Below are 23,719 nucleotides of genomic sequence, written 5' to 3' on the forward strand. Positions count from 1 at the left end.
GAGGTTTTCCATGACCGTCGCACCGCTAGCCCAGCGCTTGATCTCGGCCCTCGCGGAACATCTGCATGCAGACTTGCAACTGGAAAGTGGCGTATGCGCGCTGTATGACACGAGCAATCGCGAAGCCGTGGTCATCGAGCTGCCCGATCACGGCGATGTCGTCATCCTTCATTGCTCGATCGATGTACCTGCCCACGCACCCGGCCTGCACAAGCGCTTGCTGGAACTCAACTTTCGATTGGATCTGCTCGGCGGCAGCTGGCTGGCTCTGGACAACAAGGGCAGCGTTCGCTTGTGTGCCCATTGTCCGCTGGCGATGCTCGATGAGGTGCAGTTCTGCCATTGGGTCGTAGGTTTCATCGCCCAGGTCGCCGACGTTCGGGCGCGCTTGGCAGTGCCTGCAACGCCGGGCGGTCCTCGTCCGGCCTCGCTCAACACAGGCCGCACCCGACTGGGCTAGACGGCCATGGAGCAAAAGTCGGTAAACCCATGGCTAGGGGTTGCTCCCGCAGGGCTGCGTAGCAGACCATTTTTTGTGAGTGCTTCGCACTCAAGCGGGAGCAAGCTCTCATGGAACAAATTACAACCTGCTGATTTTTAGAAATAAAATCTTCTGCCAAACACAGTTCGGCAATGTGATCTCAGTTAGGCGAGTGCGCCTCTTTGTGGCGAGGGGATTTATCCCCGTTGGGCTGCGCAGCAGCCCCCAAACCAGGCAACTCGGTGTGCCAGGAAGATTGAGTTAACTGCTTTAGGGCTGCTCCGCAGCCCAACGGGGATAAATCCCCTCGCCACAGGACCTGGTTCACTGCGCGACAGCGCAGCGTCGCAGACGCGGCGGCCACTCCCTCGCCACAGGTTCATCATTTTCCCCAAATGGTCAGCAATGGAGATGTTTATCGAAGCTTCATCGCCTCGCCACCCTCCTGCATGACTTTCCTTGCGCTGTCCATGAAGCCCTTGGTGACCTCCGTCACCGTATCGCTCATCAACTTGGTCATGTCGGCGGAGCTTTTGATCAGCATCATGGTGCTCTGGCGCTCTTCCATACCCATTTGCATATTGAACTGCTTTTCCATCAACTGCTTTTGACGGGTTTCCATCTCGCTCATGAAAGAGTCCGGCGTGCGAGAGGCCGAAGTGGGGCTGGACGTTTGCGCGTCATCCAGCGGTTGCGTGTCATTCGGCGCCGCCGCGTGGTTGGCGTCCCGCGTTCGGGAGCGGCCACGCTGATGCACCGCAGGTGGAGTCGAGGACGAACGTCCTCGGTCATGCAGGCTTTGGGTGCCTTGGTGTTGCTGCGCGTCGTGGGAGCGCTGGCTCAACGAGGGTGAGCGCGATGGCGATAAGCTGTCGGTGCCGTGCAGGGCACCTGTACCCCTTAAGGGGCTCGTCAGGGAACTGGGGGCGGGCATGGGAATCCTCCACGAGTAGATGTCGGTGTGGTGGGCACTGTCGGCAGGCCGGTATCCTCCGGACGAGCCTGGCTCACTTCCTGAGTGGCAACCGCGTGTGCATCGGTTCCATCGACCTCAACGCTGGTTCAATTCCGGAATCTCGATCACCTCACCCTTGGCCTCGTCATCCAGTTCGCGCAGCACCCGATAAATATGGGCAACCGCCTGGAGCGTCTCCCGGGGGATATAACCACCGACGTCTTCGCGGTAAATCGTACGCGCCAGCCAGATGCACTGAATAACCGGGACCCGCGCCGCCTTGGCCCGTTCGATCAGCGCCCGGGCCTCGGCATCGACACCTTTGACGATCAACTGCGGCAGTGCCGTTTCCTCGGGGCGATACAGCAACGCGACGGCAAAGTGGGTGGGGTTGACCACCAGCATGTCGGCGTCTTCCACCGGTTTGGTTTCTTTGCTGACGGGCTGGTCGACCAATTGCCGGGCCAGGCTGCGGCGGTGCATTTTTACGTGCGGGTCGCCTTCCATTTCCTTGAACTCCTTGCGCACCTCCTCCTCGCTCATGCGCAGGCGCTTGGCGAAGAAATACTTCTGCAGGCCGAAGTCGAGAATCGCCAGCACCAGCAATACGCCCAGGCAAATGTGCATGATGTGTCGAAACAGGCTGGCCAAGCCGCGCCAATAGCTGTGCAAGTCGCCGTTGACCAGATTGACCAACGAGCCGAGAGCCGGCAGGGTCACCAGATAAATCACAGTGCCGATAAACACGGCCTTGACCAGCCCCATGAACAGGTTGATCAACGCCTGGCCGGAGAACATCTGCTGGGCCTGGTTCACCGGGTTCAAGCGGTTCGGGTCCGGCTGCAGGGCTTCGGGTGCGAACAGGAAACCGACCTGTATCCAACCGGCCACCAGGCGCGTGACGATCGCCAACCCCACAGTCATCACGGTGAAATTGAGCAGCACACCACCGGCATGGGCCAAGGTTTCCTCGAAGGCACGCACGAACTCGACATCCAGCCGATGCAGCGGGAACGCCACCATGTTTTCCAAGGCCTGCATGCTGTCGTCGGCCTGGGTCAATGCCACTTCGGTGATCGCCGCAAGCACCATCAGGCTGCTCAGGTCCTGGCTTTGGCCGACCTGGCCCTTGTTGCGCGCGTCGCGAATTTTCTTCGGTGTCGCCCGCTTGGTCTTTTCGCCACTGTCTTCGCTCATACCCGATGCCCTCCTTCAGGGCGCCTGCAACAACAGGTGAAGCAGATGCCGGATTTCCCCATAGCGGTCAAGACGGCCAGTCATCGCGTCCCACAGCGTGGGCAAGTAGAACAGCAGGAAGCCCAGGCCGATCAGGCTCTTGGCCGGCATGGCGAGGACGAACACCTGCAATTGCGGGCTGTACAGGCTGAGCAGCGCCAGGCTGAACTCCACCAGCAACAGCAAACCGATAAAGGGCGCCGCGTAGAGCATCATGTGCATGAACATTTCGGCGAGCAGCTCGAGAAACACGCCGAAGCCATCCGCACCAGGTAATGGAAACCAAACGGTGGGCGACCACACCAGGTAGCTGTCCCAGATCACCTGGGTCAACGTGCCAATGCCCAGGGTGGCGACCAGCAGCAAAATTGTCATTTCCTTGAACAGCAGACCCAGCGGCGTGGTGTCGGCGCCGAGCGCCGGGTTCAACTGGCCACCGATGAGCGCCCCGCGCTGGTTGTCCAGCAAGGCGCCCACCGATTCGAACAACCAGAACGGCATCGCCAGCAGCACCCCGAGCAAAAAACCCAGCACCAGCTCCTTGAACATCAACCCGGCCAGCGACAGCCAATTGACCTGGGCGTCGATCAGCGCCTGGCGAATACCGGGCGCCGGCAGCATGCCCAGGGCAAACACCACAGCATGGCGCGGCAAGCCTCGCAGGTGCTGGAAGCAAAACACCGGGACCAGGTAAGCGACCGGATAAATGCGCGCCATGCCGAGCGCGATCGACAGCAGCAAGTCGAAATACGGGACAAAAGCCTGGGCCGTCATCAGGTGTTGGCCATCATTTCGAATGCCCGGCGCAGCAGTCCCAGCAACTCCACACCGATCCAGCGGCCCGTGACCAGCAAGGTTACACCGACCGCCACCAGCTTGATGCCGAAGGGCAAGGTCTGGTCCTGGATCTGCATCAATGCCTGCACCAGGGAGGTCAGCACACCGACGACCACCGCCACGATCAAGGGCGGCGCGGAGAGCAGGACCACTAGCAGCATGCCTTCCTTAAATAACGTCAGCGCGTCCATCGCACGTCCTCAAAGATAGGAATAGAAGAGGCTGTCGAGCAATTGCGTCCAGCCCTGCACGAGGACAAAAATCAGCAGTTTGAGCGGCAACGAAATGGTCATCGGCGCGACCATCTGCATGCCAAGCGCCAGCAGCAGGTTGGACACGATCAGGTCGATGACAATGAACGGGATATAAATCAGGAATCCCATCTGGAAGCCGGCCTCGAGCTCCGACAGCATGAAGGCCGGGATGAGCAGCATCAGGTCGTCACGGCTGGCCTGCTCGGCGCGCTCCTTGGGCCACATCCGCTGGGTGTTCTCCAGCAAGTGGGCGAGGATGTCCGGGTTGGTATTGCGCGACATGAAGGCCTGCAACGGTTTTACCGCGTTCAGAGCAGAACCTTGCAACGCCTCGGTACTGCTGAAATCCAGCGGCCGCTCCTTCAGCTCTTCGGCGATGTTGTGGCCCACCGGCGCCATGATGAACAGCGTCGCGGCCAGTGCAATGGCATACAGGGCCATATTGGGCGGCACCTGCTGCACGCCGATGGCGTTACGGGTGATCGTCAACACGATGGTTATCTTGAGAAAGGCGCTGCAGATGATCAGCAGCAGGGGGACCAACGAAATCCCACCGATGAACAGCGCCAGCAGAAAGGGGTCGATCCCCTGGAAGCTCATCCAGCCACATCCACGCGAGCGATTTGCAGGCCCAACCGGCCATCGACCTCAACCAGCTCGCCGTGGGCCAGGGCACGTTCGCCATAGAACAGTGCCGCTGTCCCCGGTGTCACGCCCTGCACTTGCAGCACCGCCCCGGGCACCAGATTGCGCAGCTCACCCAAGGTCAGGTGCAAATGACCGCAGCGTATCGTGAGCGCCAGCGGCAGATCGTCGAAACGTTCCGGGAGATCGCCAGCGCCCGGCTCCGCCATCGGCGCCTCCTCGGTTTCAGCGGCGGCATAGGCCGACACCGGGTGATCGGCCGTCTCGGCGGCTTGGGCGTCAGGTTCGTAGCCGGTGGTATCGTCCCAGTCCGGCGTCAGGATGTCGGTGTCGGCGGTGGTGCTCATAACGGTCTCCTCCAGAGCGAGCAAGGTCAGGCGCAACGGCGCGGCACGGCTTTGTACCCGTACCTGCAAACAATGCCGGCCCAGGCGAATCAGCCCTTGGCCGGATGAGTCGAACAGAGGGGTTTGCGGCACCAACACATCACCGGGGCGCAGTGTCGCCAACTGCCCGGCAGCCAGCGCCAGGTGTCCCAGTTCCAACGGAACACGCAGCGCAAAACCCGCGATCCCTGGCGCGGTTCGCCGCTGCCAAGGCGCAGCGCCTAGCAGCCCCAGCAGGGCCGCGCCGGTCATTTGCAGTTGGCTGGTGGCGCGGGCCGCGCCCACCCTCACGTCGAGCCGGCAGGCAATGCCCTGCACCGCGGGCCCGTCCGCTGGTTGGATAAAGCCGAATGCCTGGCGCAGGGGCTCGCTCAGGGCTTGCTGGAACAGCGACCAGAACCACGCGTCATCCGGTCCGGATTCGGCGGGCAAGACCACCGGGCACTCACCGAACAGACTCAGCACCGCGCCGGGTTCGTCCAAGGTAAAAACACCGTGGGCACACGCCAGCACATACGGTGTCCCCCCAGCCGCGCCACCCGGGGTCAGCTCCAGCAGGCCGGTCTCGCCTGCCACCTCGAAGGGCAAACTGACGCCGAACCCTAGTAACCGCCGGGCGGTGGCGTCCTCGATGCTCACAGGCGGCAGTGCCAATACGTGTACCGTCATGTCGTGCTTGCCTCCTCTTCCCGCGCCACGCGCACGCTCACCGGCTGACCCAGGCTCTGGGTCAGCGCGTCTTCTAGGCGGCCGGATCGACTCGCCAGCCGCGCCTGTATGTCTGCACTTTCGCCGCTCAAGCCGATGTCCCACCCGGACGTTTCGCCTAGCCGCCGGGCAGACACCTTGATGCGGCCCAGGTTGGGAAGATGCAGCAACAGGTCCAATTGCTGGTCGAGCGTGGCGCGCAGACGTGGCGTGAGTTGGTCGACAAAAGCCTCCACTTCGCCGCTCGAGAGATTCACCAGGCCCGACAACGAACCGGTGCCTGCAGTGTCATCCTGCGTGCCACCCCGTGGCGCATCGACCCACTGGCGAAACCAGTAGCCATCGTTGCGCTCCGCCGTCACGTCGGGATCGCGCCCGGTGGCAGGGGCGGACTCGCGTGCCGCCGGACGGCTTGCCCGGCTCACCTGGGCAGGCGGGTTGTTCATACGCCCGAGGCGGATGCCGCACGGGGGCAGCCGAGGGGTTGTTGTGCAGTGTCGGCCCACCGCGCACGGTGCGTTCATTCATCGCAGGGGGTCTCCACCAAGTGCTCCATCATCGCGCTGAGCTTTTCCGAATCTCGCCGACGCCCTTGTAACCGCTGCTGGGCAGCGGCCGTGTGCTGTGCCTGTTGCGCCTGTTCATCGTCCAGTGCCTGCAATGCCCGCGCTTGCTCGGCCAACTCGCCGATCAAGCGACGTTCCTGGGCACTCCAGGCATTCAGTTCGCACACGCTCAGCGCCCGGCCACGGTGCTCGCCGTACAACGCCTCGCGCTGCGCCGCCTGCTGCTCACGACTCGCCTGCATGCGCGCCCGCGCGGCAACAACCGCGGCTTCGCGCTCACGCAAAAGTTCACGCTGCTGGCGCCACGCCCGCTCGGCTTGCGCTTCGCGGTGGCGACGTATCGGCGCCAGGGCGTCCAGATCAACCCGGGACATAGGCGGTCAACTGCTGCAAGTGGGCGAGCGTGGACGCAAACGGCTCCGGCTCGCGCAGGTCCTGGCGCAAGAAGGCGTCCAGGGCGCCATGCGACTCCACCGCCAGATCGGTCAAGGGGTCGGCGCCGGCCTGGTATTCGCCCAAGCGCAACATCAGTTCGATTTGCTCATAGGCCGACAGCAATCGGCGCAGATTGATGCCTGACCTCAGGTGCTCCGCCTCGGCCACGTTGGCCAAGGTTCGCGACAGGCTGGCCAGCACGTCGATTGCCGGATAGTGGCCGCGCTCCGCGAGCTTGCGCGACAACACGATGTGACCGTCGAGCAGCGAACGCACTTCATCCGCCACCGGATCGTTCATGGAGTCCTGCTCGATGAGCACCGTATAAAACGCGGTGATGGCGCCCTCGTTGGTCAGCCCAGCCCGCTCGACCAGACGCGGCAGCAAGCTGTAGACCGACGGCGGCAGACCGCCGCGCCCCAACGGTTCGCCTGCGGCCAGGCCGATTTCACGCTGGGCCCGGGCGAAGCGGGTCAGCGAATCGATGAGCAGCAGGACACGCTGGCCTCGGGCACGAAACCCCTCAGCCAATGCCGTCGCGGTGAACGCCGCACGGGCGCGTTCCATGCTGGAACGGTCGGAGGTGGCACACACCAGCACCGCACGGGCACGCAGTTCTTCATCCAGCTCATGGTCGAGGAATTCGCGCAGTTCACGCCCGCGCTCGCCGATCAGGCCAAACACGATGACATCGCAGTCAACGTTGCGGGCAATTTCCGCCAACAGTGTGGTCTTGCCGCAACCGGCGCCGGCGAACAGCCCCACACGCTGGCCTTCGCCGAGCGTCAGCGGGCCGTCGATGGCCCGTACGCCGGTCATCAAGGGCCGTTGGATGCGCGGTCGTGCGGTGGGCGCCGGGGCCTCGCCAATCACCGGTGATGCGTGCTGCACGTGCGAACCGGCGAACGCTCCCGTGCCGCCGTCTAGCAGTGGCCGGCCGAATCCATCCAGCACCTGGCCAAGCAACTGCGGACCCACGCACACCCGATGCGGCATGCCCAGCGGCTCCACCGCCGCACCGACCCGAACGCCCTCCAGGCCGCCCAAAGCGCTGAGCAAGGCATCGTGCTGGTCGAAGCCGACAATTTCGGCGAGCAGTGGCTCGCGTGCGTCACGTTCGACCCGGCAAAGGTCGCCGATCTGCGCCCCCGGCAGTCGACACTGCAACAGGATGCCGCTGACCCGCTGCACCCGTCCGCGCACCATGACCGGCGCGAAGCGACGCAAATGCGCCAGTTGCCCGGCCTCCCAGGCTGCCAGTCGCGCAATCGCCGCCTGCGTCATCACCAGGTGACCTCGTAGCGTTGGTCGCCCTCGAAGGTGACTTTACCGCTGTCGATGGCGGTCAAGCGCAGGCCATCGATCTGGTCGCCCAGGAACAACCGACGTCCATCGGCGGTGACCACGTGGCCATGCTTGCCGCCCACGATCTGGGCGATCTGGAACGGCAACTGCGTCAGCCGCTCGTTCACGCTGGCCGTGATCCCGACTGGCGTCTCATAGCGATCATGGAAACGTTCGATCAGCCGCTCGACCACCGCCAGGCGTTGACGCGGCAACTCACCCACCAGGACCAGTTGGTCACCCTGGCTCTCGACCCGCACACCGGCACCCAAATCACGTTCCTGGAGCATGCGATCCAGCGCCAGGCGGACCGCCTCGACATTGTCCAATGCCACCTTGCTGTGTTTGAGCTGCTGGGCCGGGCTGCGCGCCACGGCCTGCGTCGGCTGGCTGGTAAAGGCCCAGGCGCTGGAGGCGACGGTGATCACCGCCGCGGCGATTGCCAGGCGCTTGGGCCACGATGGCCGCACAGCGGGCCTGGGGGTTTCCCGGTCCGCCGCCAGACCCGCGGCGTCATCCAGCGCCGCCTCTTCGGGCCAGGGTTGATCGGCCGGGGCCAGGCACAGCCAGACGCCTGCCACGGCAAACGGGGCATTACTCTGCAAGGGCTCGGCCGCTGCCCAGGGCTGGCCTTGAGCATCGCAAACCGCACCCTCCAGCAGCTCCAGCAGCCATTGGCCCTGCACCTGCCGCAGGCCCACGTGACGCCCACAGATACCTGGGTCGTAAAGCGCCAGGTCGGCATCCTCGGCCGCCCCGACCACCCATTGCTCGCCAACCAGCGGCAACGCCGCACCCCGGTGCAGACCACTCAATACGCGCAGTTCGAACATGGTCAGTTCCTCAAGGGGCGACAGATGCTCGCCCACGATCCGGTTGTACGACGGGGCACCGGCGGCCCCCGTCCTCTGTCACAGCCAGGCCATCGGATGCGCCTGGATTTGCATCGTTAAGTGGAGGCTCCGTTGTCGGCGCACCAAGCCCAGCCCGTCACGCCGCCTCCATCTGTAGTTTTTCCTGCTCAAGGTCAAAGCGCCCCAGCACGGTGACCTGGGCGCTGCTATGCAACTCACTGAAGGCGAGCACTGGCACGTGATTGAATTCGTCGCGCAACAAATCGCGCAGCGGAGCCCGCAGGTCTTGCGCCACCAACAGCACGGCCACGCGCTTGGCGCGCAACGGGAAACCTTCGCGCAACTGCATCACCAAGGCGCGGGTATGCAGGCTTTCCAAGGCAAAAAAGGTTTCCGTCTGGGTCTGGCGCAGCGCGTCGCGCAACAGGCCTTCAGTTTCCGGCGTCAACAGCCACACGTGCAGGCCGTCTTCGTCGCGGTACTGGTGATATATCTGCGACTTCAGGGCGATGCGCGCGTAGTCCGTCAGCGCACCGACGTCACGCTCATGCTGCCCATGCTCGATCAAGGACTCGGCGATCAGGCGCACCGCTCGCAGCGGAACACCTTCGCCGGCCAGGCGCTGGAGCACGGCGGCGAAACGGGCCAATGGCATGGTCCGCTGCAGCTCCTGCACCAGCTCTGGCTGGCCCGCTTCGAGCCAACTGAGAATCGACTTGCTCTCCTGAAGCCCCAAGAATTGCGGGCCCGTGGCAAACATGGCGCGGCTCATCCGCTCCACCAGCAACTCGGCGGCAGACACGGCCTCCACGCGCTCGTCCGCCAATAGCGGATCGTCAGGCGTCAGCCATAACCACTGATGCTCGTCACGCACCTCGCTGCCGACCTGCCCGTCGCGCGGTTCGAACGGCAACGGCCCGCGCGTCACGGCCACACGTTCTGTGAAGGTTGCCCGCAACATCGGCACCTCGTGCACGCAGAACCGGAATTCGTCGTCCTCCAGCAGCGCGCTGTATTCGATCTCAAAGGGCGGCAAGGTCAGGCCAAAGCCAGCCACCAGCGCATTACGTTTCTTACGGATCGCCTGGATGACCTCCTCGGCCGCAGCGTTGCCTTCCACCGCTTTGGAAAACTGCAAAAGATAGGCACGGGTCGGGTCGAAGCTGCGCAGGTCTTCAGCGCCGTTCTGTGCAGGGGCAACGACGTCGATCGGTTGCTCGCTCTGGCGCGCCTGCCGTGCGCGGGCGTACAGCTGAACGATGCCCGCGGTGCCGGTGATCAAGGCGATAACAACGAACACCAGCGTGGGCATGCCGGGCAGGGCCGCGAAGCCGAGCATTCCCACCGAAGCAATCACCCAGGCCTTGGGTTCGGCGGTCAACTGCTGGGCGATTTCCTTGCCGACGCTGCTACCCGCCGGTTGCCCTTCGGGCGACACCCGGGTGATGATCATGCCCGCAGTGAGCGAAATCAGCAGAGCCGGAATCTGCGCGATCAGACCGTCACCGATGGTCAACACGGCATACAAGTGCATCGATTCGGACGCGCCCATGTCGTGCTGCATCATCCCGATCGAAAAGCCGCCGATAAGGTTGATCACTACGATCACCAAGCCCGCGATGGCATCGCCCTTGACGAACTTCATCGCCCCGTCCATCGCACCGAACAGCTGGCTTTCCTTGTTCAGCTCCTCGCGGCGCCGCCGGGCTTCGCTGACATCGATCAGGTTCGCGCGCAGGTCGCTGTCGATGGACATTTGCTTGCCTGGCAGTGCGTCCAGTGTGAAACGTGCCGCCACTTCGGCGACCCGCTCCGAGCCCTTGGTGATCACCAGGAAGTTGACCACCGTCAGAATGAGGAAGATGACCAACCCGACCGCCAGGTTGCCCCCCACCACAAAATCGCCGAACGCCTGGACGATATGACCGGCGTCGCCCTGGAGCAGGATCAATCGGGTGGTCGCCACTGACAATGCCAACCGGAACAGCGTGGTCAGCAGCAGCACCGCGGGAAACGAGGAGAACGCCAGTGGCCGTGGCAGGTATAGCGACAGCACAATCAGCAGGCAGGAGATACAAATGTTGATCGCGATCAGCGCATCGACCACCGGGGTCGGCAAGGGCAGGATCAGCATGAACACGATGCCGAGCACCACGAACGCCCCGACCACTTCGACGCGCCGCAGCGCTTCGTTGGCGACTTTGTTCAACAGGGCGATCATGAGCGCGCTCCAATCACCGGGGCAGCGGTCTGGCAGCGGGGGTCGTCACGGGAGCGCTCATCGAGCAGCACCAACAGGTTCTTCAGCGCGGTCTGTCGGCTTTTGCCATCACGCCAGAGTGGCAGCGGCAAACGCTTGAGCAAGGGGTACAGGCCGTTCAGAGAAACCAGTTGGTCCCGCTCCTCTTCTCCACCCAATTCACGTCCTATACGCCGTACTTCCGCCGCCGACAGGCCACTGCTGACAAACCCCAGCATGCGCTGGAGCAACAGCACGGCCGTGAGCTGGCTGGCCGGACAACTGTAGGCCAGTTGCTCGAGCAAACGGCGGCAGCTGTGCAGGACACTGCCCAGTTGCGTCGAGGCGGCAAGGCCGATCAACAACGTGCGCAACAGGGCGGTTGGGCGTGAAGGCGTGTGCGCAGCGATGTCGTCAGCCAGTGCCCGGCGCATCATGTCCAGCCCCGGCACGAACGCCGCCTCGCCGAACAGGCCAAGCAATGCCTGCATCATGGTGGGCAACGACTGCTTGAGCACCACGGTGTCGTAGTAGAGCCGCCTTACCGCCTGGCGCAGCTCGGGATCGCCGCCCGAAGCGCGCAAAGCCTCGGCGATATTCATGCCCGCCTGGATCTGTGCGCCATAACGCTCGCGCAATAGCTGCAGGTAGTCGCGAGCGCGCTGGGCTTCAACGAGACGACCTTGCACTTGGGCATCGCGCAAGGCTTGCTGCAGGATCAGGTCGGTACGGGCCGGGTCACCACCGGTGGACTGCACCACCTCTTCAAGCACCGGCTCGCCACACAGCAACAGACCGGCCTGGGCCGCCATTGCCCCCAGGCTCTGCTTGCCTGGGTGGCCGAGTTGGTCGTACCACTGCTCCAACTGCTCGCGCGTCTCGACCCGCACCTGGCCCACCTCGCTGCGGGCATTGCGTATGCGCCGCTGGCTCAGCGCCTTGGTATTGCGCTCCACGTGATGGCTGAAGGTCATGCCGACCTCCTCCATCGAATTGGACTGCACGGACTGGGCCGATGCGACAGGCTTGCCCATGCCCACCATGGCCGAAGCGGCCTGGGCAAGGTTGACGGCAATATGCGCATTTGTCGGGGCTTCTACTTTCATGATGGCCATGAGCGTGGTTTCGGACGCTCAGTGGGTGGCGGCGATCCAGCATTCAGTTCCATCACCGGCCATGGCCTTGTCTGAACGATTCGGGTGAGTTGACGGCAGGTCTCTTCCCGAGCGTTTGCTCGGTGCAATTTCATGCAGTGAAGCTCGGGTCGGCTGTGCATGCCCTTGCACAAATAGAGTAGAAACACTAAATAAAAAGTCTTATTTATCAATCTGATAAATCATTAACCTGGCTTGGCACAGGTCCTGCTGATAGGGGAAACGTCGACATTTTTATCGACGCTATGGAACCTATTCAGAGGGATTTATTGATGAACAGCCTGAATCTCATGGCCCCCCCGCAAACCTCCCCGGCACCCGCAGGTGCGCCAGACATCTGCTTCGGCGAGGAACGCAAGCTGCGTCTGTTTGTGCAAAAACGTGTACTCAATCAAGACGACGCCGACGACATCATCCAGCTCACGTACCTGGAAGCCTGGCGCAACCAGCAGAAGTTCAAAGGGCTGGCAAAGCAGGACACTTGGTTGTGTGGCATCGCCCTCAACCTGATCCGCAACCACTTCCGCCGCTTCTACGCGCAGCCACCGCTGAGTACTTTCGACGAAAGCGAGTTCCACGAGTCCAGTGACGACATTGACCTGAGTGAACTGTGCGACAACCGTCGGCTGTTGGACCGTACGCTGTTAGCCATGGACGCGCTGTCCAAGGACATGCGCGATACCCTGTGGACCGCGGTGGACACCGAGAGCAGCTACCGCGATGCCGCCGAACGGCTGGGCGTCCCTATTGGCACCGTGCGCTCAAGGTTGTTTCGTGCGCGTGAGCAACTCAAACGAAGCGTCTATGGAGAAGCCCGGCCATGACCCATAATCGTTTGAACAGCCGGCCCAACCTGCCACGCGGCGTGCGCCGCTACACCCCCGACGACTTGCCGGTGATGACAGCTATCTTCAACGAAAGCGCTCTGGGGGGAACCAGTTCCCCCGTACTGAGAGCGTTTTCCCTGAAGGAAATGACGTTCTTCGTCGACTGTTTCGTCAAGGAGGGTGACCCGATCTACGTGCTCGAACGTGCCGGCGAAGTCGTCGCCTGGTTGATCGTCAACCGCTTCTGCTGGGGAGCCCAGGCCTGCCGATTGACCGGCGAAGTGTCGATCTACGTGCGCAACGACCACATCGGCAGCGGCGTAGGCATCCGCCTCGGCCAAGCCGCGGTGGTGCTGGCCAGGCAGTATGGTTTCGAGACGCTGGTGGCCTGGATCATCGAGCACAACGAGGCCAGCAAACGCGGCGTACAAGGGCTTGGCGCCACGCAATGGGGACGTTTTCCCGGCATTGCCCGGTTCGCAGAGAACCGTGCGGACGTCGTGCTCTATGGACTGCACCTGACGCCAGGCGACACGGCACCCACCACCCTTTCTGCGCCGGAGCAAAACGAGGAGGCCAGTCTGGCGTGAGTCTGCGGCTCGTTCGGCTGTAGGTCGGGCGAGCCACATTTTTTATCAAGCAGAGGCCTGTGCCACTTTCTGCACTGATCACAGGCAACGTCATTTTCCCAGGGTTTATTCGACACATTGTGGCGAGGGGATTTATCCCCGTTGGGCTACGAAGCAGCCCTGAAACCTGACATCACTGTCTGTCTGGTAGATGGAGTCGACAGTGTTGGGGCTGCTTCGCAGCCCAGCGGGGATAAATCCCCTCGCCACAAATTCATACGTCCTCTCAAGTAAACTGCATGCACCGTCACCCGGGCTCCTCCCGGCAAGCAACCGCCTCAATCCACCGACCAGCACACCGGCAACGCCTCGGGCCCTCTGAAGTTGGGCACATAGCGCCAGCGTACGGCGCCGGGATCGACCGCCAATTGCAGCCCAGGGCAGCGCCGAAGAAGTGTATTCAAGGCAATTTCCAATTCCTGCCGGGCCAGCGAGGCGCCCAGGCAGTAGTGCGTGCCTTTGCCGAAAGACATGTGCGGACAGGCCGGGCGAGTGATATCGAGTGTGTCAGGATTTTCACACAACCCTTGGTCACGATTGGCTGAGCCCACCACCGCAATCAGCAGTTGCCCGCGCAGCAAGCGTTGCCCGGCCAGTTCGGTGTCCCGGGTGACGAAGCGGACCATGGCCCGTTCCACCGAGGAGTCATAGCGCAGAAACTCTTCGACCGCACCAGGCATCAACGCCGGCTCGTCACGCAATCGCGCCAGCGCCTTGGGGTGCTGCACGAGCATGTGCACAGCATTGCCGATCATCGACGCCGACGTTTCGTGCCCGGCAATGATCAGCAGCGCGATCATGCTGCACAGTTCACTTTGGCTGAGCATGCTGCCCTCTTCCTCGACCTGCACCAGCGCCGAAACCAGATCGTCACCCGGCTGCGCTCGACGCTGGTCGATCAGCGCGAGCATGTAGCCGGCGAATTCGTTGTAGCAACGCTGCAACTCGCTCAGGTCATGCCCCACCTGCTGGACGATCATGTGGGACCAGCGGCGGAAATCGTCACGGTCTTGCGCGGGGACGCCAAGCAGTTCGGCGATGACGGTGATCGATAACGGGAATGCATATTGGCTCACCACATCCATTTGTCCGCCCGACTGCACTGGCTCCAGCAACGTCTCGGCGATCTGTTCGATACGAGGCCGCAGGGCGTTCACCGCCTTCAACGTGAAAGCCTTGTTGACCAGGCGACGCAAGCGGCGATGACTGTCACCGTCGCGGTTGAGCATGTGGTCATTAAGAAACGCGATGGATTGCTCGCCGCCAAGCATCGCGGCAAACTGCGCATCGATCCGCGACGGGTCACGGGCAAAGCGCTCGTTGTCCAGCAGCACCTCCTCGACTTCCCGCGCACCGGTGACGTACCACATCGGCAGCTGCCCTTCGGCCTGGCTGAAGAACACCGGAGACGCCTGGCGCAGCGCCGCATAATGCCGATAAGCCTCGCCGCGAAACGCGTCGCTATTCAAATCAAGGGTACGCTCGTAAGCCATGAACACTCTCCAGGGGCATGAATCGTTGCTCCTTGAGTGGCAGGGCTCGCCAAAAAAGATCCCTGTGGGAGCGAGCCTGCTCGCGATAGCGGTGTATCAGTCACCTCAATGTTGGCTGACTCACCGCTATCGCGAGCAGGCTCGCTCCCACATGGGGTCGTCCTGTCGATGAACCGTTTGCACGGCCAGCGTCACTCAAAGGGAAACACCAACCCTTGCGTGGAGCCGACATGACGCATGCACTTGCTATCCATGGCCAATGCGACACTCGCTTCGAACCGGTCAAAGAGGCTTTTATCCGGCTGATGCAGAGCCCATTCGAACGCGGCGCCGCCCTTTGCATTCAGATTGACGGCGAAACCGTTATCGATTTGTGGGCCGGCATTGCCGGGCCGCAACCGGACAGCCATTGGCAGCGCGACACCCTGCTCAATCTGTTTTCCTGCACCAAACCCTTCACGGCGGTGGCGATCATGCAACTGGTCGGCGAAGGACGCCTGGACCTGGACGCGCCGGTCTGCCGCTACTGGCCCGAATTCGCCAACGCCGGCAAAGCATCGATCACCGTGCGCCAGGTGCTTTGCCATCGGGCCGGGCTGCCGGCGCTGCGCACACCCCTGGCACCGGAAACCCTCTACGACTGGCACACCATGACCGACCTGATCGCCGAGGAGCATCCCTGGGCTGCGGCCGGAGAGCAGCAAACCTATTCGCCCCTGCTGTTCGGCTGGATCCTCGGCGAACTGCTACGCCGGGTGGATGGCCTGACGCCGGCGCAAAGCATTCACCAGCGGGTGGCGGCGCCGCTCGGGCTGGACTTCCATCTCGGCCTGGACGACGCGACCATCGCACGCTGCGCCTACATGGCACGCACCAAAGACGAGATCGACGATGAAGCTTTTGGCAGGGTGCTGAAGGACGTGCTCAACGAGCCGACCGCCATGAGCGCACTGGCCTTCGCCAACCCGCCCATGGTGCTGGGGCGCAGTAACGAAGCTGGCTGGAAGCGCATGACCCAACCGGCAGCCAACGGACATGGTAACGCCCGCAGCCTGGCAGCGTTCTACGCCGGCCTGCTCGACGGGCAGTTGCTGGAGTCGCCGTTGCTCAACGAAATGTTGCGCGAGCACAGCGCCGAATACGACCCGACCATCCAGACCCCAACACGTTTCGGCCTGGGCATCATGCTCAACCAGCCAGATGTGGCGAACGGCAGTTATGGCATGGGCAACGAGGCATTCGGCCACATGGGCGCCGGGGGCACCATCGGGTTCGCCGACCCTGAACGCGGGGTGGCGTTCGGCTTCGCCTGCAACACCATTGGCTCCTACGTCTTGATGGACCCACGCGCTCGCGGCTTGGCCAGTATCGCGATGGGCTGCCTGTAGACCCCGGATGAGCGACTCACACCCCTGGCGGCACGGCCACCTCCACCACCTGCGGCTCGGCCGTGCCAGTATCGGGTGAGGCAACCACCTGTTCTTCGCTGGCGACCACGCGAGGCAGCGCGGCCTTGGCGATCATGTCCGGCTGGGCCAGCAGCCTGCGCGACGCTTCCAAGGGCATCAACAAGCGTCCCCTGGCCCGGCCACGCGCGGCAGGGTTGAGCATGTGCAACTCTCGCTCATGCACACCGGACAACTGCGCCAGGTGTGCCAGGTCCACGGACTGCGCCAAGGCCACCATCTGGAAGTACGGCTGGTCGGCAATGGGCGCCAGGCTCACGCCATAGTCTGCTGGTGTATTCACCAGTTGCGACAGCGCCAGGAGTCGCGGCACATAGTTCTGGGTCTCACCGGGCAACGACAGGTTCCAATAGTGGGTCGCCAGGCCGCGGGCGCGATTGCGCTTGATGGCGTCGCGTACCCGCCCTTCCCCGGCGTTGTAGGCGGCCAGCGCCAGCAACCAGTCGCCGTCGAAGTAATCGTGCAGGTAGGACAAATAATCCAGGGCGGCTCGCGTCGATGAGGGAATGTCGCGGCGCTCGTCATAGTCGCCTCGCTGCTGCAATTGGTACCGGCGCCCCGTAGCGGGAATGAATTGCCAGAGGCCGAGGGCTTGGGCAGGCGATCGGGCGTTCGGATTGAACCCGCTCTCGATAGCCGGCAGCAGCGCCAGTTCCAGCGGCATGTTGCGCTTGTTCAGTTCGCCCACGATGAAGTGCAAGTATCGGCTGCCGGCGCGTCCGGTCTGGGTGAGGAACGCCGGACGTGCCATCAGCCAGCGGCGCTGCTCATCGATGCGCGCCACCCCCTGGGTCTTGGTCTGCAAGAAAAACCCCTGGCGCATGCGCGCCCACAGGCTGCCGCCACTTTGCGGGGCTGACTCGCCGATCTGGATGATCGTGTCCGTAGGCGCCGGCTCAAGCCAGCGCAGTTGCGAGCGGTAAGGCTCGTTGGCGAAAGGATCGCCGATGGTCAGTTGCGGTTCGAGGTGCTGGCAGCCATACAGCAAGGCCCCCACGGCCAGCATGGACAACCCTTTGGGGACGAATCGACGGGCCGGCAAAGGTGCAAGTGTTCGGGACATGGGCGGTCAACCTTGAATGAGGTGGCGCCATTGGGTGGCAGATCGCAGGGCAGCGGTTCCACGCGGCTCGCCCAGGCATCGGGCTGCAGCCGCGCTCGGTTGGAACCGAAATGCCGCAGGTGTCACTCACCATGGGCAGCAGGCGCTCGTCGGCGCCTGGATGACAATGCGAGGTCACTCATGGCGTCACCCATCTATTGCAAGCTGATCGATCAGCTCTGCGCACTCACGATGATTCCTACCCCGTCAGCGTTCTACGAACAGGCAAACCTGTCGGTCAAGGATGTGGACTTTTCCCTGAAGCACACCCCTGGTGTGGGTGAGGGAGACGTCTTTATCTACTGCGGCTTCGGGCCATTGCCTGTGGCAAATCGCGAAGCGGTCCTGCAACGGCTGCTGGAAACCAACCTGTACCTGCTGAGCGGGGCGTTCTGCCCTTCCCTGTCTTACAACCGCGACAGCGAACAGGTGATCCTGATCGGCCACGTCCCCCTGGAAACCCTCACGGCCGAGCGTCTGCTCGGGCTGATGGGCGGTGCCGCCGACATGGCGCTGATCTGGCGCGATGGCTACTTCTTCGACGGCGCCAGCCCAAACGACGCCGCCAAGACCACCCAGCCCAAACCCACCCCCCGTAGCACCGGGCTCAACAGCGCCCTGTCAATCTAGGAGAGCACGACATGCCAGATTTATCAGTAGGACGAAGCACCGGTTCGGCGGCGCTGCACCAGCAGGACGATCGAATCACGCCGGCGGGAACCAGCCTGTCCGGGCAGGTTCGTCCCTCCACGAATCCCCTGGTGCCTTATCACTTCGAAGGAAAACCAACCGACAACACCCAGCAAACACTCAAGACCAGACAGCAGCGCCTGACAGGGCTGGTCAACAGCCTCGGCAAGAAAAACCCTGATAGCGACCCCATCGGCTATGCACGTGAGCATATGAGCCTGGAAGGCAAAGTATTGGGCTACGCGCCAGGCACCAGCTACCAAGATGTACAGAAGCACCTCACCGAACTCGGCGGCACGCCGCACCCGATGCTGTCGGGCCACGAAGAGACCGAAGCATTCGTCAAGGACTTCAACGAATACCTGGGCAAGAACGAGGACGACAGGAAAGAGGACGGCGGTTTCAAAGCGGTCTGGGACAAACACTGCGAGCGCATGGGTAATACCCTTGGCGCCTATCATTCGTTGTGTCAGGAAGTCATCGATAAAACCCCGGAAGGGAACGATCGCCAACTGCTGCAAAATAGCCATGAAGCCTTCCGCGGTTATGCCAAAGGTGTCATGCAAGCCATGACGCAAGACATGCCCACGCGCTTGAATACCTTCATGGAGAGCCGAATCGAGCATGCGCAACAAGCGGCGAGCAACGAGAGCCTTCCCCCGACCGCACGCGACCAGGCGAAGGATCAACTGGGCCAGTTGCGCGAGGTCCAGGAGGAGCTTGGCCAGTTGCTGAAGACCGATGACGACAAGCCGAACACGCCAAGCGAACTGGCAACGGCGACGAAGAAAAACGAGGTACTGGACACCGCGCTGAAGAACGTCGCACGCCAGGACTATGTCGCCGACCTCAAGACCAAGAGCGGCTTTGTAACCGGCCTGGCGGTGTTTGCCGGCGCGGGGATCCCGCAGGGCGTGGCGTCTGCGGGCCACTTTGGCGCCATCACTGCGGCGATAGATGAAAAAATGGCGGACGCCTCCTATGGCAAACATGTAGCGGCCACCTCGACTGTGCTTGGCGCCGCCCACAAGGTGATCAGCGACGGCATCCGTCCATTCATCCAGGTCCTCGTCGACAAGACCATCGGCGCAGGCCTGGAAAAAGTCGATCCGATGTCGGTCTATCCCAAGGCCCTGCAAGTCGTCACGCAGGACGGACGTCGGGTCGACAACACTGGACGCGATGCCCTCAACCTCACACAGGAACAAAAGCGCAACGACTTCAAGCTCAAACAGAACGCCAACAACTTTGGCACCATGAGTGGTGACTTCACCGGCTACCTCGCCTTCGGTGCCGCCCATGCTGTGCGCGATACCATTGATCAATTCACCTCGACAAATGCCAGCGGCATCCTCGCCCGCTCGGCGGCATCCGCAGTGGGTGGCACCTTCATGGCGGGTGGCCAGGCAGCGGCGAAATATGCGCAAACCCACGGTGACGAGGAGATTCCCACCTACCGGGTGACAACGGAAAACCGCAACTGGGGCGAGCTGCTGCCCAAGGCTCTTTCCGAAGCGAGCGGAAAACTCAACCCAATCAGCATGGCCAACGTCAGCGACTACGCCAACCGGATCGTTGGCGTAGGCGAAGGGATAGCCATGCGTACAGCCGTGGGCGACGCATCCACGGTGGGTGAAGACCCGGAAGTGCGGGAACAAATGGAGCAGATTGTCAAAACTTTCTTCTCCTCCGGCCTGACGCTGCTTCCGTTCTTTGCCAACAGTGTGGCGGCACCACTCGAAAACAAGGCGCTGAGCGGCAAAGACGACCTGACCACACGAGCAAACGTACCGCTGCAGAACGTGACAAGTCCAAACCGAGACGGCCTGCCCCACACCCAGCCAGAAGGCTGGCGGCGCGACCTGGAAAATACCTACCACGTGACCCGCGGCCTTACCCAGGTCGTTCCGCAAACCGCTATCGCGGGGCTTAACCTGGGTACCGAATGGGCCCAGAGCCTGGCAACGAGGCCTAAAAAAGCCTCTGGCGATGACATTCAACTGGCAGAGCGAGGCGAAGCGCGGACCCAGGGCGGGCCGTCCAACGAACCAACTCCCACCACCCGGCCAAGCTGATGAACCCGTCGGGCCATCCTTCGCTGGCTTGACGCTCACCGGTTGAAACCGCCCTCCTAAGCCGGCCGCAGGAACCTCCTGTCGCCGGCCCTCGCGACACACGCCGACTCATATCCCTTTGCACTTCGACGACGGCCGACGTGATTACCGTGCCGATCGACGATAGCCTTGCGATTCGCGGCGCCGGCCTCCAAAGCCCGGCCGCTGCCCGAGACCTTCCACCGCCTATACTCCCGCCCGCAAGTCGACTTGGAGAAAATCCCTCCGACGGACGATGCGCCGGGAAGCAGCCGTATGCTAAACAGGGAATCAACAGCGAGACCATGGAGCCGCTGTCACCAGAATAAGGACTCACCATGAAACGCACCCTCATCGCTTTCCTGTCATTGGTCGTCACCGCGATCATCGTCGCGGGCGGCTACCTCTACAGCAAGCAGCCCACCCGCCAGGGCACGGTGCAGTTGCAAGGGCTGCATGGCTCGGTGACGGTGCGCTACGACGAACGCGGCGTGCCGCATATCCGCGCCGAAAACGAAACCGACCTATACCGTGCCTTGGGTTATGTCCATGCCCAGGACCGGCTGTTTCAAATGGAAATCATGCGCCGCCTCGCCCGTGGCGAGCTGGCCGAGGTACTGGGGCCGAAGCTGCTCGACACCGACAAACTGATGCGCAGCCTGCGCATTCGCGAACGCGCCGCGACCTACCTGACGGAGCAGGACCCACAGTCCCCGGCCTGGATCGCGATGCAGGCGTATCTGGATGGCATCAACCGCTACCAGGAAACCCACGCCAGGCCGGTGGAGTTCGATGTGTTGGGTATTGCCAAGCGTCCCTTCACCGCTGAGGACACCGTGAGCATTGCCGGTTACATGGCCTACAGCTTCGCGGCAGCGTTTCGCACCGAGCCGCTGTTGACTTACGTGCGCGACCAACTGGGCAGCGACTACCTGAACATTTTCGACCTCGACTGGCAGCCCAAGGGCGTGCTGACCGCAGGTCGCAAGAGCGGCCTGCCCCTGGCCGCCGCCGACTGGAAAGACCTCAACGCCCTGGCCCGCCTGAGTGAACAGGCCCTGGCCGAAAACGGCTTGCCGCAGTTTGAAGGCAGCAATGCCTGGGCGGTCTCCGGCAGCCGCACCCACAGTGGCAAGCCGCTGCTGGCAGGCGACCCGCACATCCGCTTTTCCGCGCCCTCGGTGTGGTACGAGGCGCACCTGTCAGCACCTGGCTTTGAACTCTATGGGCACTACCAGGCGCTGATGCCGTTCGCGTCGTTGGGCATGAACAAGGATTTCGGCTGGAGCATCACCATGCTCCAGAACGACGATCTGGACCTGATCGTCGAACGGGTCAACCCGGATAATCCCGAGCAGGTCTGGTATCGCGACCAATGGGTGGACATGACCCGCAGCGAACAACAGATCGCGGTCAAGGGCCAGGCGCCGGTGACGCTGCAACTGCGCCAGTCGCCCCATGGGCCGATCGTCAACGACGCCCTCGGCGCCCATGCCGGCAAGACGCCCATCGCCATGTGGTGGGGTTTCCTGGAAAGCCGCAATCCGATCCTCGAAGCCTTCTACCAGCTCAATCGCGCCGACACCCTGGCCAAGGCTCGCAGCGCCTCAGCCAAGATCCACGCGCCGGGGCTGAATGTGGTGTGGGCCAACGCCAAGGGCGATATCGGCTGGTGGGCCGCGGCGCAATTGCCCAAGCGGCCGGCCGGCGTGAAGCCCGGCTTCATGCTCGATGGCGGTAGCCCAGAAGCGCAAAAGGAAGGTTTTTACCCCTTCAGCAACAACCCCCAGGAAGAGAACCCGGCGCGAGGCTACATCGTGTCGGCCAACTTCCAGCCAGTGTCGGCCAACGGTATGGAAATCCCCGGTTATTACAACCTTGCCGACCGCGGCCAGAAACTCAACCTCCAACTGGGCGACAAGCAGGCCAAGTGGGACATCGATACCACCCGTGAACTGCAACTGGGCACCACCACCCCCTACGGCCGGCGCTTGCTCGCGCCTTTGCTACCGGTGCTGCGTAACGAGGTCAGCGACCCCCAGGAGCGCGAATGGGTGGAGCAACTGGCCCAATGGCAGGGCGACTATCCGCTGGACTCCATCAGCGCCACGCTGTTCAACCAGTTCCTGTTCAACCTGGCCGACGCCGCCCTGCACGATGAATTGGACGACGGGCTCTTTGAAACCGCGCTGTCGACCCGGGTGATCGACGCCGCCCTGCCGCGCCTGGCGGCATCAGAGGATTCGCCCTGGTGGGACGATCGCACAACTCCGGGTAAGGAGACCCGTGCCGACACGGTGATGAGCGCCTGGAGCAAGAGCCTGGCACACCTGAAGGCCACCTTGGGTGAGGATGCCAGCCAATGGCAATGGGGCAAGGCGCATACCCTGACCCATGGTCATCCGTTGGGCCTGCAAAAGCCGCTGGACCGGATCTTCAACGTCGGCCCCTTTGCTGCACCCGGCACCCATGAAGTGCCCAACAACCTCTCGGCCAAAATCGGCCCGGCGCCCTGGCCGGTGACCTATGGCCCTTCCACCCGGCGCATCATCGACTTCGCCGATCCGGCCCACAGCGTCACCATCAACCCCGTCGGCCAAAGCGGCGTGCCGTTCGACAAGCATTACGAGGACCAGGCCGAGGCTTACATCGAGGGGCTGTACTACCAGGCGCATCTGGCAGAAATAGAAGTGACGGCCAATACCCGCAGCACCTTGAAGCTGCTGCCGGTCGGGACCGAGCCCTGAGCCCTGAGCCCAATGACGGGCAGCGCTTTTCATCAATTAACAGGCTTGGGCGTTATTTATGGTCAAGACTGGAAAGGTTTAACCCCGATCTCTCTCTATGGAGTCTACCCAATGTTCATCAACTGGTCCGAGCTGCTGCCCACCATCAAAAGTGCCTTCGGCGCCCTGGGCAAAAGCAACCCGAAAATGGTCAAGGCCTACATGGCCCTGGATGAAGCCGCGGCCGAAAACAACGTGCTCGATGCCAAGACCCGGGAGCTGATCTCCATCGCCGTGGCGATCACGACCCGCTGTGACGGTTGCATCGGCGTGCACACCGATGCGGCCATCAAGGCCGGCGCCACCCGCGAAGAAATCGCCGCCACCCTGGCCACTGCGGTTTCGCTGAATGCCGGTGCGGCGTATATCTACTCCCTGCGGGCGCTGGAAGCGCATGATGCGTTGAGGAAGTGAGAGGCGATCACTGACATCTGCATTGACTGCTACGCCGCTATCGCGAGCAGGCTCGCTCCCACATTGGATTTGGGGTTTCCCCCGGATTTGTGGGCAACAAAAAGACCTGTGGGAGCGGGCTTGCT

General features: G+C 62.7%; 22 protein-coding genes. 8 read left to right on the plus strand and 14 right to left on the minus strand.

Going from position 1 to position 23,719, the window contains the following annotated elements; all coding sequences use genetic code 11:
- Window positions 1–10: 10 nt before the first annotated feature.
- Window positions 11–460 (plus strand): type III secretion system chaperone, encoded by a 450-nt coding sequence (locus tag PSH57_RS27395; RefSeq protein WP_305386680.1) that lies wholly within the window; start codon window positions 11–13, stop codon window positions 458–460.
- Window positions 461–896: 436 nt separating this feature from the next.
- Here the strand turns inward: PSH57_RS27395 and PSH57_RS27400 are convergent, their stop codons facing one another.
- From PSH57_RS27400 to PSH57_RS27455, 12 genes are all read right to left on the minus strand, one after another.
- Window positions 897–1,415, minus strand: coding sequence for a type III effector (locus PSH57_RS27400; RefSeq protein WP_305386681.1), 519 nt, complete (start codon window positions 1,413–1,415; stop codon window positions 897–899).
- A 117-nt stretch (window positions 1,416–1,532) separates the two neighbouring features.
- Window positions 1,533–2,633, minus strand: a complete 1,101-nt coding sequence (gene sctU, locus PSH57_RS27405; protein ID WP_305386683.1) for a type III secretion system export apparatus subunit SctU — start codon at window positions 2,631–2,633, stop codon at window positions 1,533–1,535.
- Window positions 2,634–2,648: 15 nt separating this feature from the next.
- Complete coding sequence (gene sctT / locus PSH57_RS27410; protein WP_305386684.1) at window positions 2,649–3,446, minus strand: type III secretion system export apparatus subunit SctT; 798 nt, start codon at window positions 3,444–3,446, stop codon at window positions 2,649–2,651.
- Complete coding sequence (sctS, locus tag PSH57_RS27415) at window positions 3,446–3,700, minus strand: type III secretion system export apparatus subunit SctS (RefSeq protein ID WP_256229923.1); 255 nt, start codon at window positions 3,698–3,700, stop codon at window positions 3,446–3,448. The genes sctT and sctS overlap by 1 nt, the downstream gene beginning before the upstream one ends.
- 9 nt (window positions 3,701–3,709) lie before the next feature.
- Window positions 3,710–4,363 (minus strand): type III secretion system export apparatus subunit SctR, encoded by a 654-nt coding sequence (gene sctR, locus PSH57_RS27420; RefSeq protein ID WP_305386685.1) that lies wholly within the window; start codon window positions 4,361–4,363, stop codon window positions 3,710–3,712.
- Window positions 4,360–5,463, minus strand: coding sequence for a type III secretion system cytoplasmic ring protein SctQ (gene sctQ, locus PSH57_RS27425; RefSeq protein ID WP_305386687.1), 1,104 nt, complete (start codon window positions 5,461–5,463; stop codon window positions 4,360–4,362). Before sctQ ends, sctR begins: the two co-directional genes overlap by 4 nt.
- Window positions 5,460–5,948, minus strand: a complete 489-nt coding sequence (locus tag PSH57_RS27430; protein ID WP_305444796.1) for a type III secretion protein — start codon at window positions 5,946–5,948, stop codon at window positions 5,460–5,462. The genes sctQ and PSH57_RS27430 overlap by 4 nt, the downstream gene beginning before the upstream one ends.
- Before the next feature lie 74 nt (window positions 5,949–6,022).
- Window positions 6,023–6,442, minus strand: coding sequence for a hypothetical protein (locus tag PSH57_RS27435; protein ID WP_305386691.1), 420 nt, complete (start codon window positions 6,440–6,442; stop codon window positions 6,023–6,025).
- Window positions 6,429–7,787 carry a FliI/YscN family ATPase gene (locus PSH57_RS27440; protein WP_305390490.1) on the minus strand — a complete coding sequence of 453 codons (1,359 nt, stop codon included), beginning with the start codon at window positions 7,785–7,787 and terminating at the stop codon, window positions 6,429–6,431. Before PSH57_RS27440 ends, PSH57_RS27435 begins: the two co-directional genes overlap by 14 nt.
- Window positions 7,787–8,680, minus strand: coding sequence for an FHA domain-containing protein (locus PSH57_RS27445; protein ID WP_305386693.1), 894 nt, complete (start codon window positions 8,678–8,680; stop codon window positions 7,787–7,789). The genes PSH57_RS27440 and PSH57_RS27445 overlap by 1 nt, the downstream gene beginning before the upstream one ends.
- 157 nt (window positions 8,681–8,837) lie before the next feature.
- Window positions 8,838–10,922, minus strand: a complete 2,085-nt coding sequence (gene sctV, locus PSH57_RS27450) for a type III secretion system export apparatus subunit SctV (protein ID WP_305386695.1) — start codon at window positions 10,920–10,922, stop codon at window positions 8,838–8,840.
- Window positions 10,919–12,055: a TyeA family type III secretion system gatekeeper subunit gene (locus tag PSH57_RS27455; RefSeq protein ID WP_305386697.1), complete on the minus strand. Its 1,137-nt coding sequence runs from the start codon at window positions 12,053–12,055 to the stop codon at window positions 10,919–10,921. Before PSH57_RS27455 ends, sctV begins: the two co-directional genes overlap by 4 nt.
- Window positions 12,056–12,366: 311 nt before the next feature.
- Between PSH57_RS27455 and PSH57_RS27460 the strand changes: the two genes are divergently transcribed.
- On the plus strand, window positions 12,367–12,918 hold the full coding sequence (locus PSH57_RS27460) for an RNA polymerase sigma factor (RefSeq protein WP_305386699.1): 552 nt from the start codon (window positions 12,367–12,369) through the stop codon (window positions 12,916–12,918).
- On the plus strand, window positions 12,915–13,511 hold the full coding sequence (locus PSH57_RS27465) for a GNAT family N-acetyltransferase (RefSeq protein WP_305386700.1): 597 nt from the start codon (window positions 12,915–12,917) through the stop codon (window positions 13,509–13,511). The genes PSH57_RS27460 and PSH57_RS27465 overlap by 4 nt, the downstream gene beginning before the upstream one ends.
- A gap of 317 nt (window positions 13,512–13,828) precedes the next feature.
- Here PSH57_RS27465 and PSH57_RS27470 read toward each other — a convergent pair whose 3' ends face one another.
- Window positions 13,829–15,043 (minus strand): cytochrome P450 family protein, encoded by a 1,215-nt coding sequence (locus PSH57_RS27470; protein WP_305386702.1) that lies wholly within the window; start codon window positions 15,041–15,043, stop codon window positions 13,829–13,831.
- A gap of 230 nt (window positions 15,044–15,273) precedes the next feature.
- Between PSH57_RS27470 and PSH57_RS27475 the strand changes: the two genes are divergently transcribed.
- Entirely contained in the window at window positions 15,274–16,431 is a 1,158-nt protein-coding gene (locus PSH57_RS27475; protein ID WP_305386704.1) for a serine hydrolase domain-containing protein, read from the plus strand.
- A 16-nt stretch (window positions 16,432–16,447) separates the two neighbouring features.
- On the opposite strand, the gene PSH57_RS27480 is transcribed toward PSH57_RS27475, so the two are convergent.
- Complete coding sequence (locus tag PSH57_RS27480) at window positions 16,448–17,572, minus strand: transglycosylase SLT domain-containing protein (protein WP_305386705.1); 1,125 nt, start codon at window positions 17,570–17,572, stop codon at window positions 16,448–16,450.
- Between the two features lie 180 nt (window positions 17,573–17,752).
- Here PSH57_RS27480 and PSH57_RS27485 point away from each other — a divergent pair, with 180 nt between their 5' ends.
- From PSH57_RS27485 to PSH57_RS27500, 4 genes are all read left to right on the plus strand, one after another.
- Window positions 17,753–18,241: a type III secretion system chaperone family protein gene (locus PSH57_RS27485; RefSeq protein ID WP_305386706.1), complete on the plus strand. Its 489-nt coding sequence runs from the start codon at window positions 17,753–17,755 to the stop codon at window positions 18,239–18,241.
- Between the two features lie 11 nt (window positions 18,242–18,252).
- The gene (locus PSH57_RS27490) at window positions 18,253–20,376 is read left to right on the plus strand and encodes a type III effector (RefSeq protein WP_305386707.1); all 2,124 of its coding nucleotides are present in this window, start codon (window positions 18,253–18,255) and stop codon (window positions 20,374–20,376) included.
- A gap of 356 nt (window positions 20,377–20,732) precedes the next feature.
- Window positions 20,733–23,141, plus strand: coding sequence for a penicillin acylase family protein (locus PSH57_RS27495; protein WP_305386708.1), 2,409 nt, complete (start codon window positions 20,733–20,735; stop codon window positions 23,139–23,141).
- 111 nt (window positions 23,142–23,252) lie between these two features.
- Window positions 23,253–23,594, plus strand: a complete 342-nt coding sequence (locus tag PSH57_RS27500; protein ID WP_305386710.1) for a carboxymuconolactone decarboxylase family protein — start codon at window positions 23,253–23,255, stop codon at window positions 23,592–23,594.
- Window positions 23,595–23,719: the final 125 nt, after the last annotated feature.

Source organism: Pseudomonas hefeiensis (genome assembly GCF_030687835.1).
Taxonomy (GTDB): domain Bacteria; phylum Pseudomonadota; class Gammaproteobacteria; order Pseudomonadales; family Pseudomonadaceae; genus Aquipseudomonas; species Aquipseudomonas hefeiensis.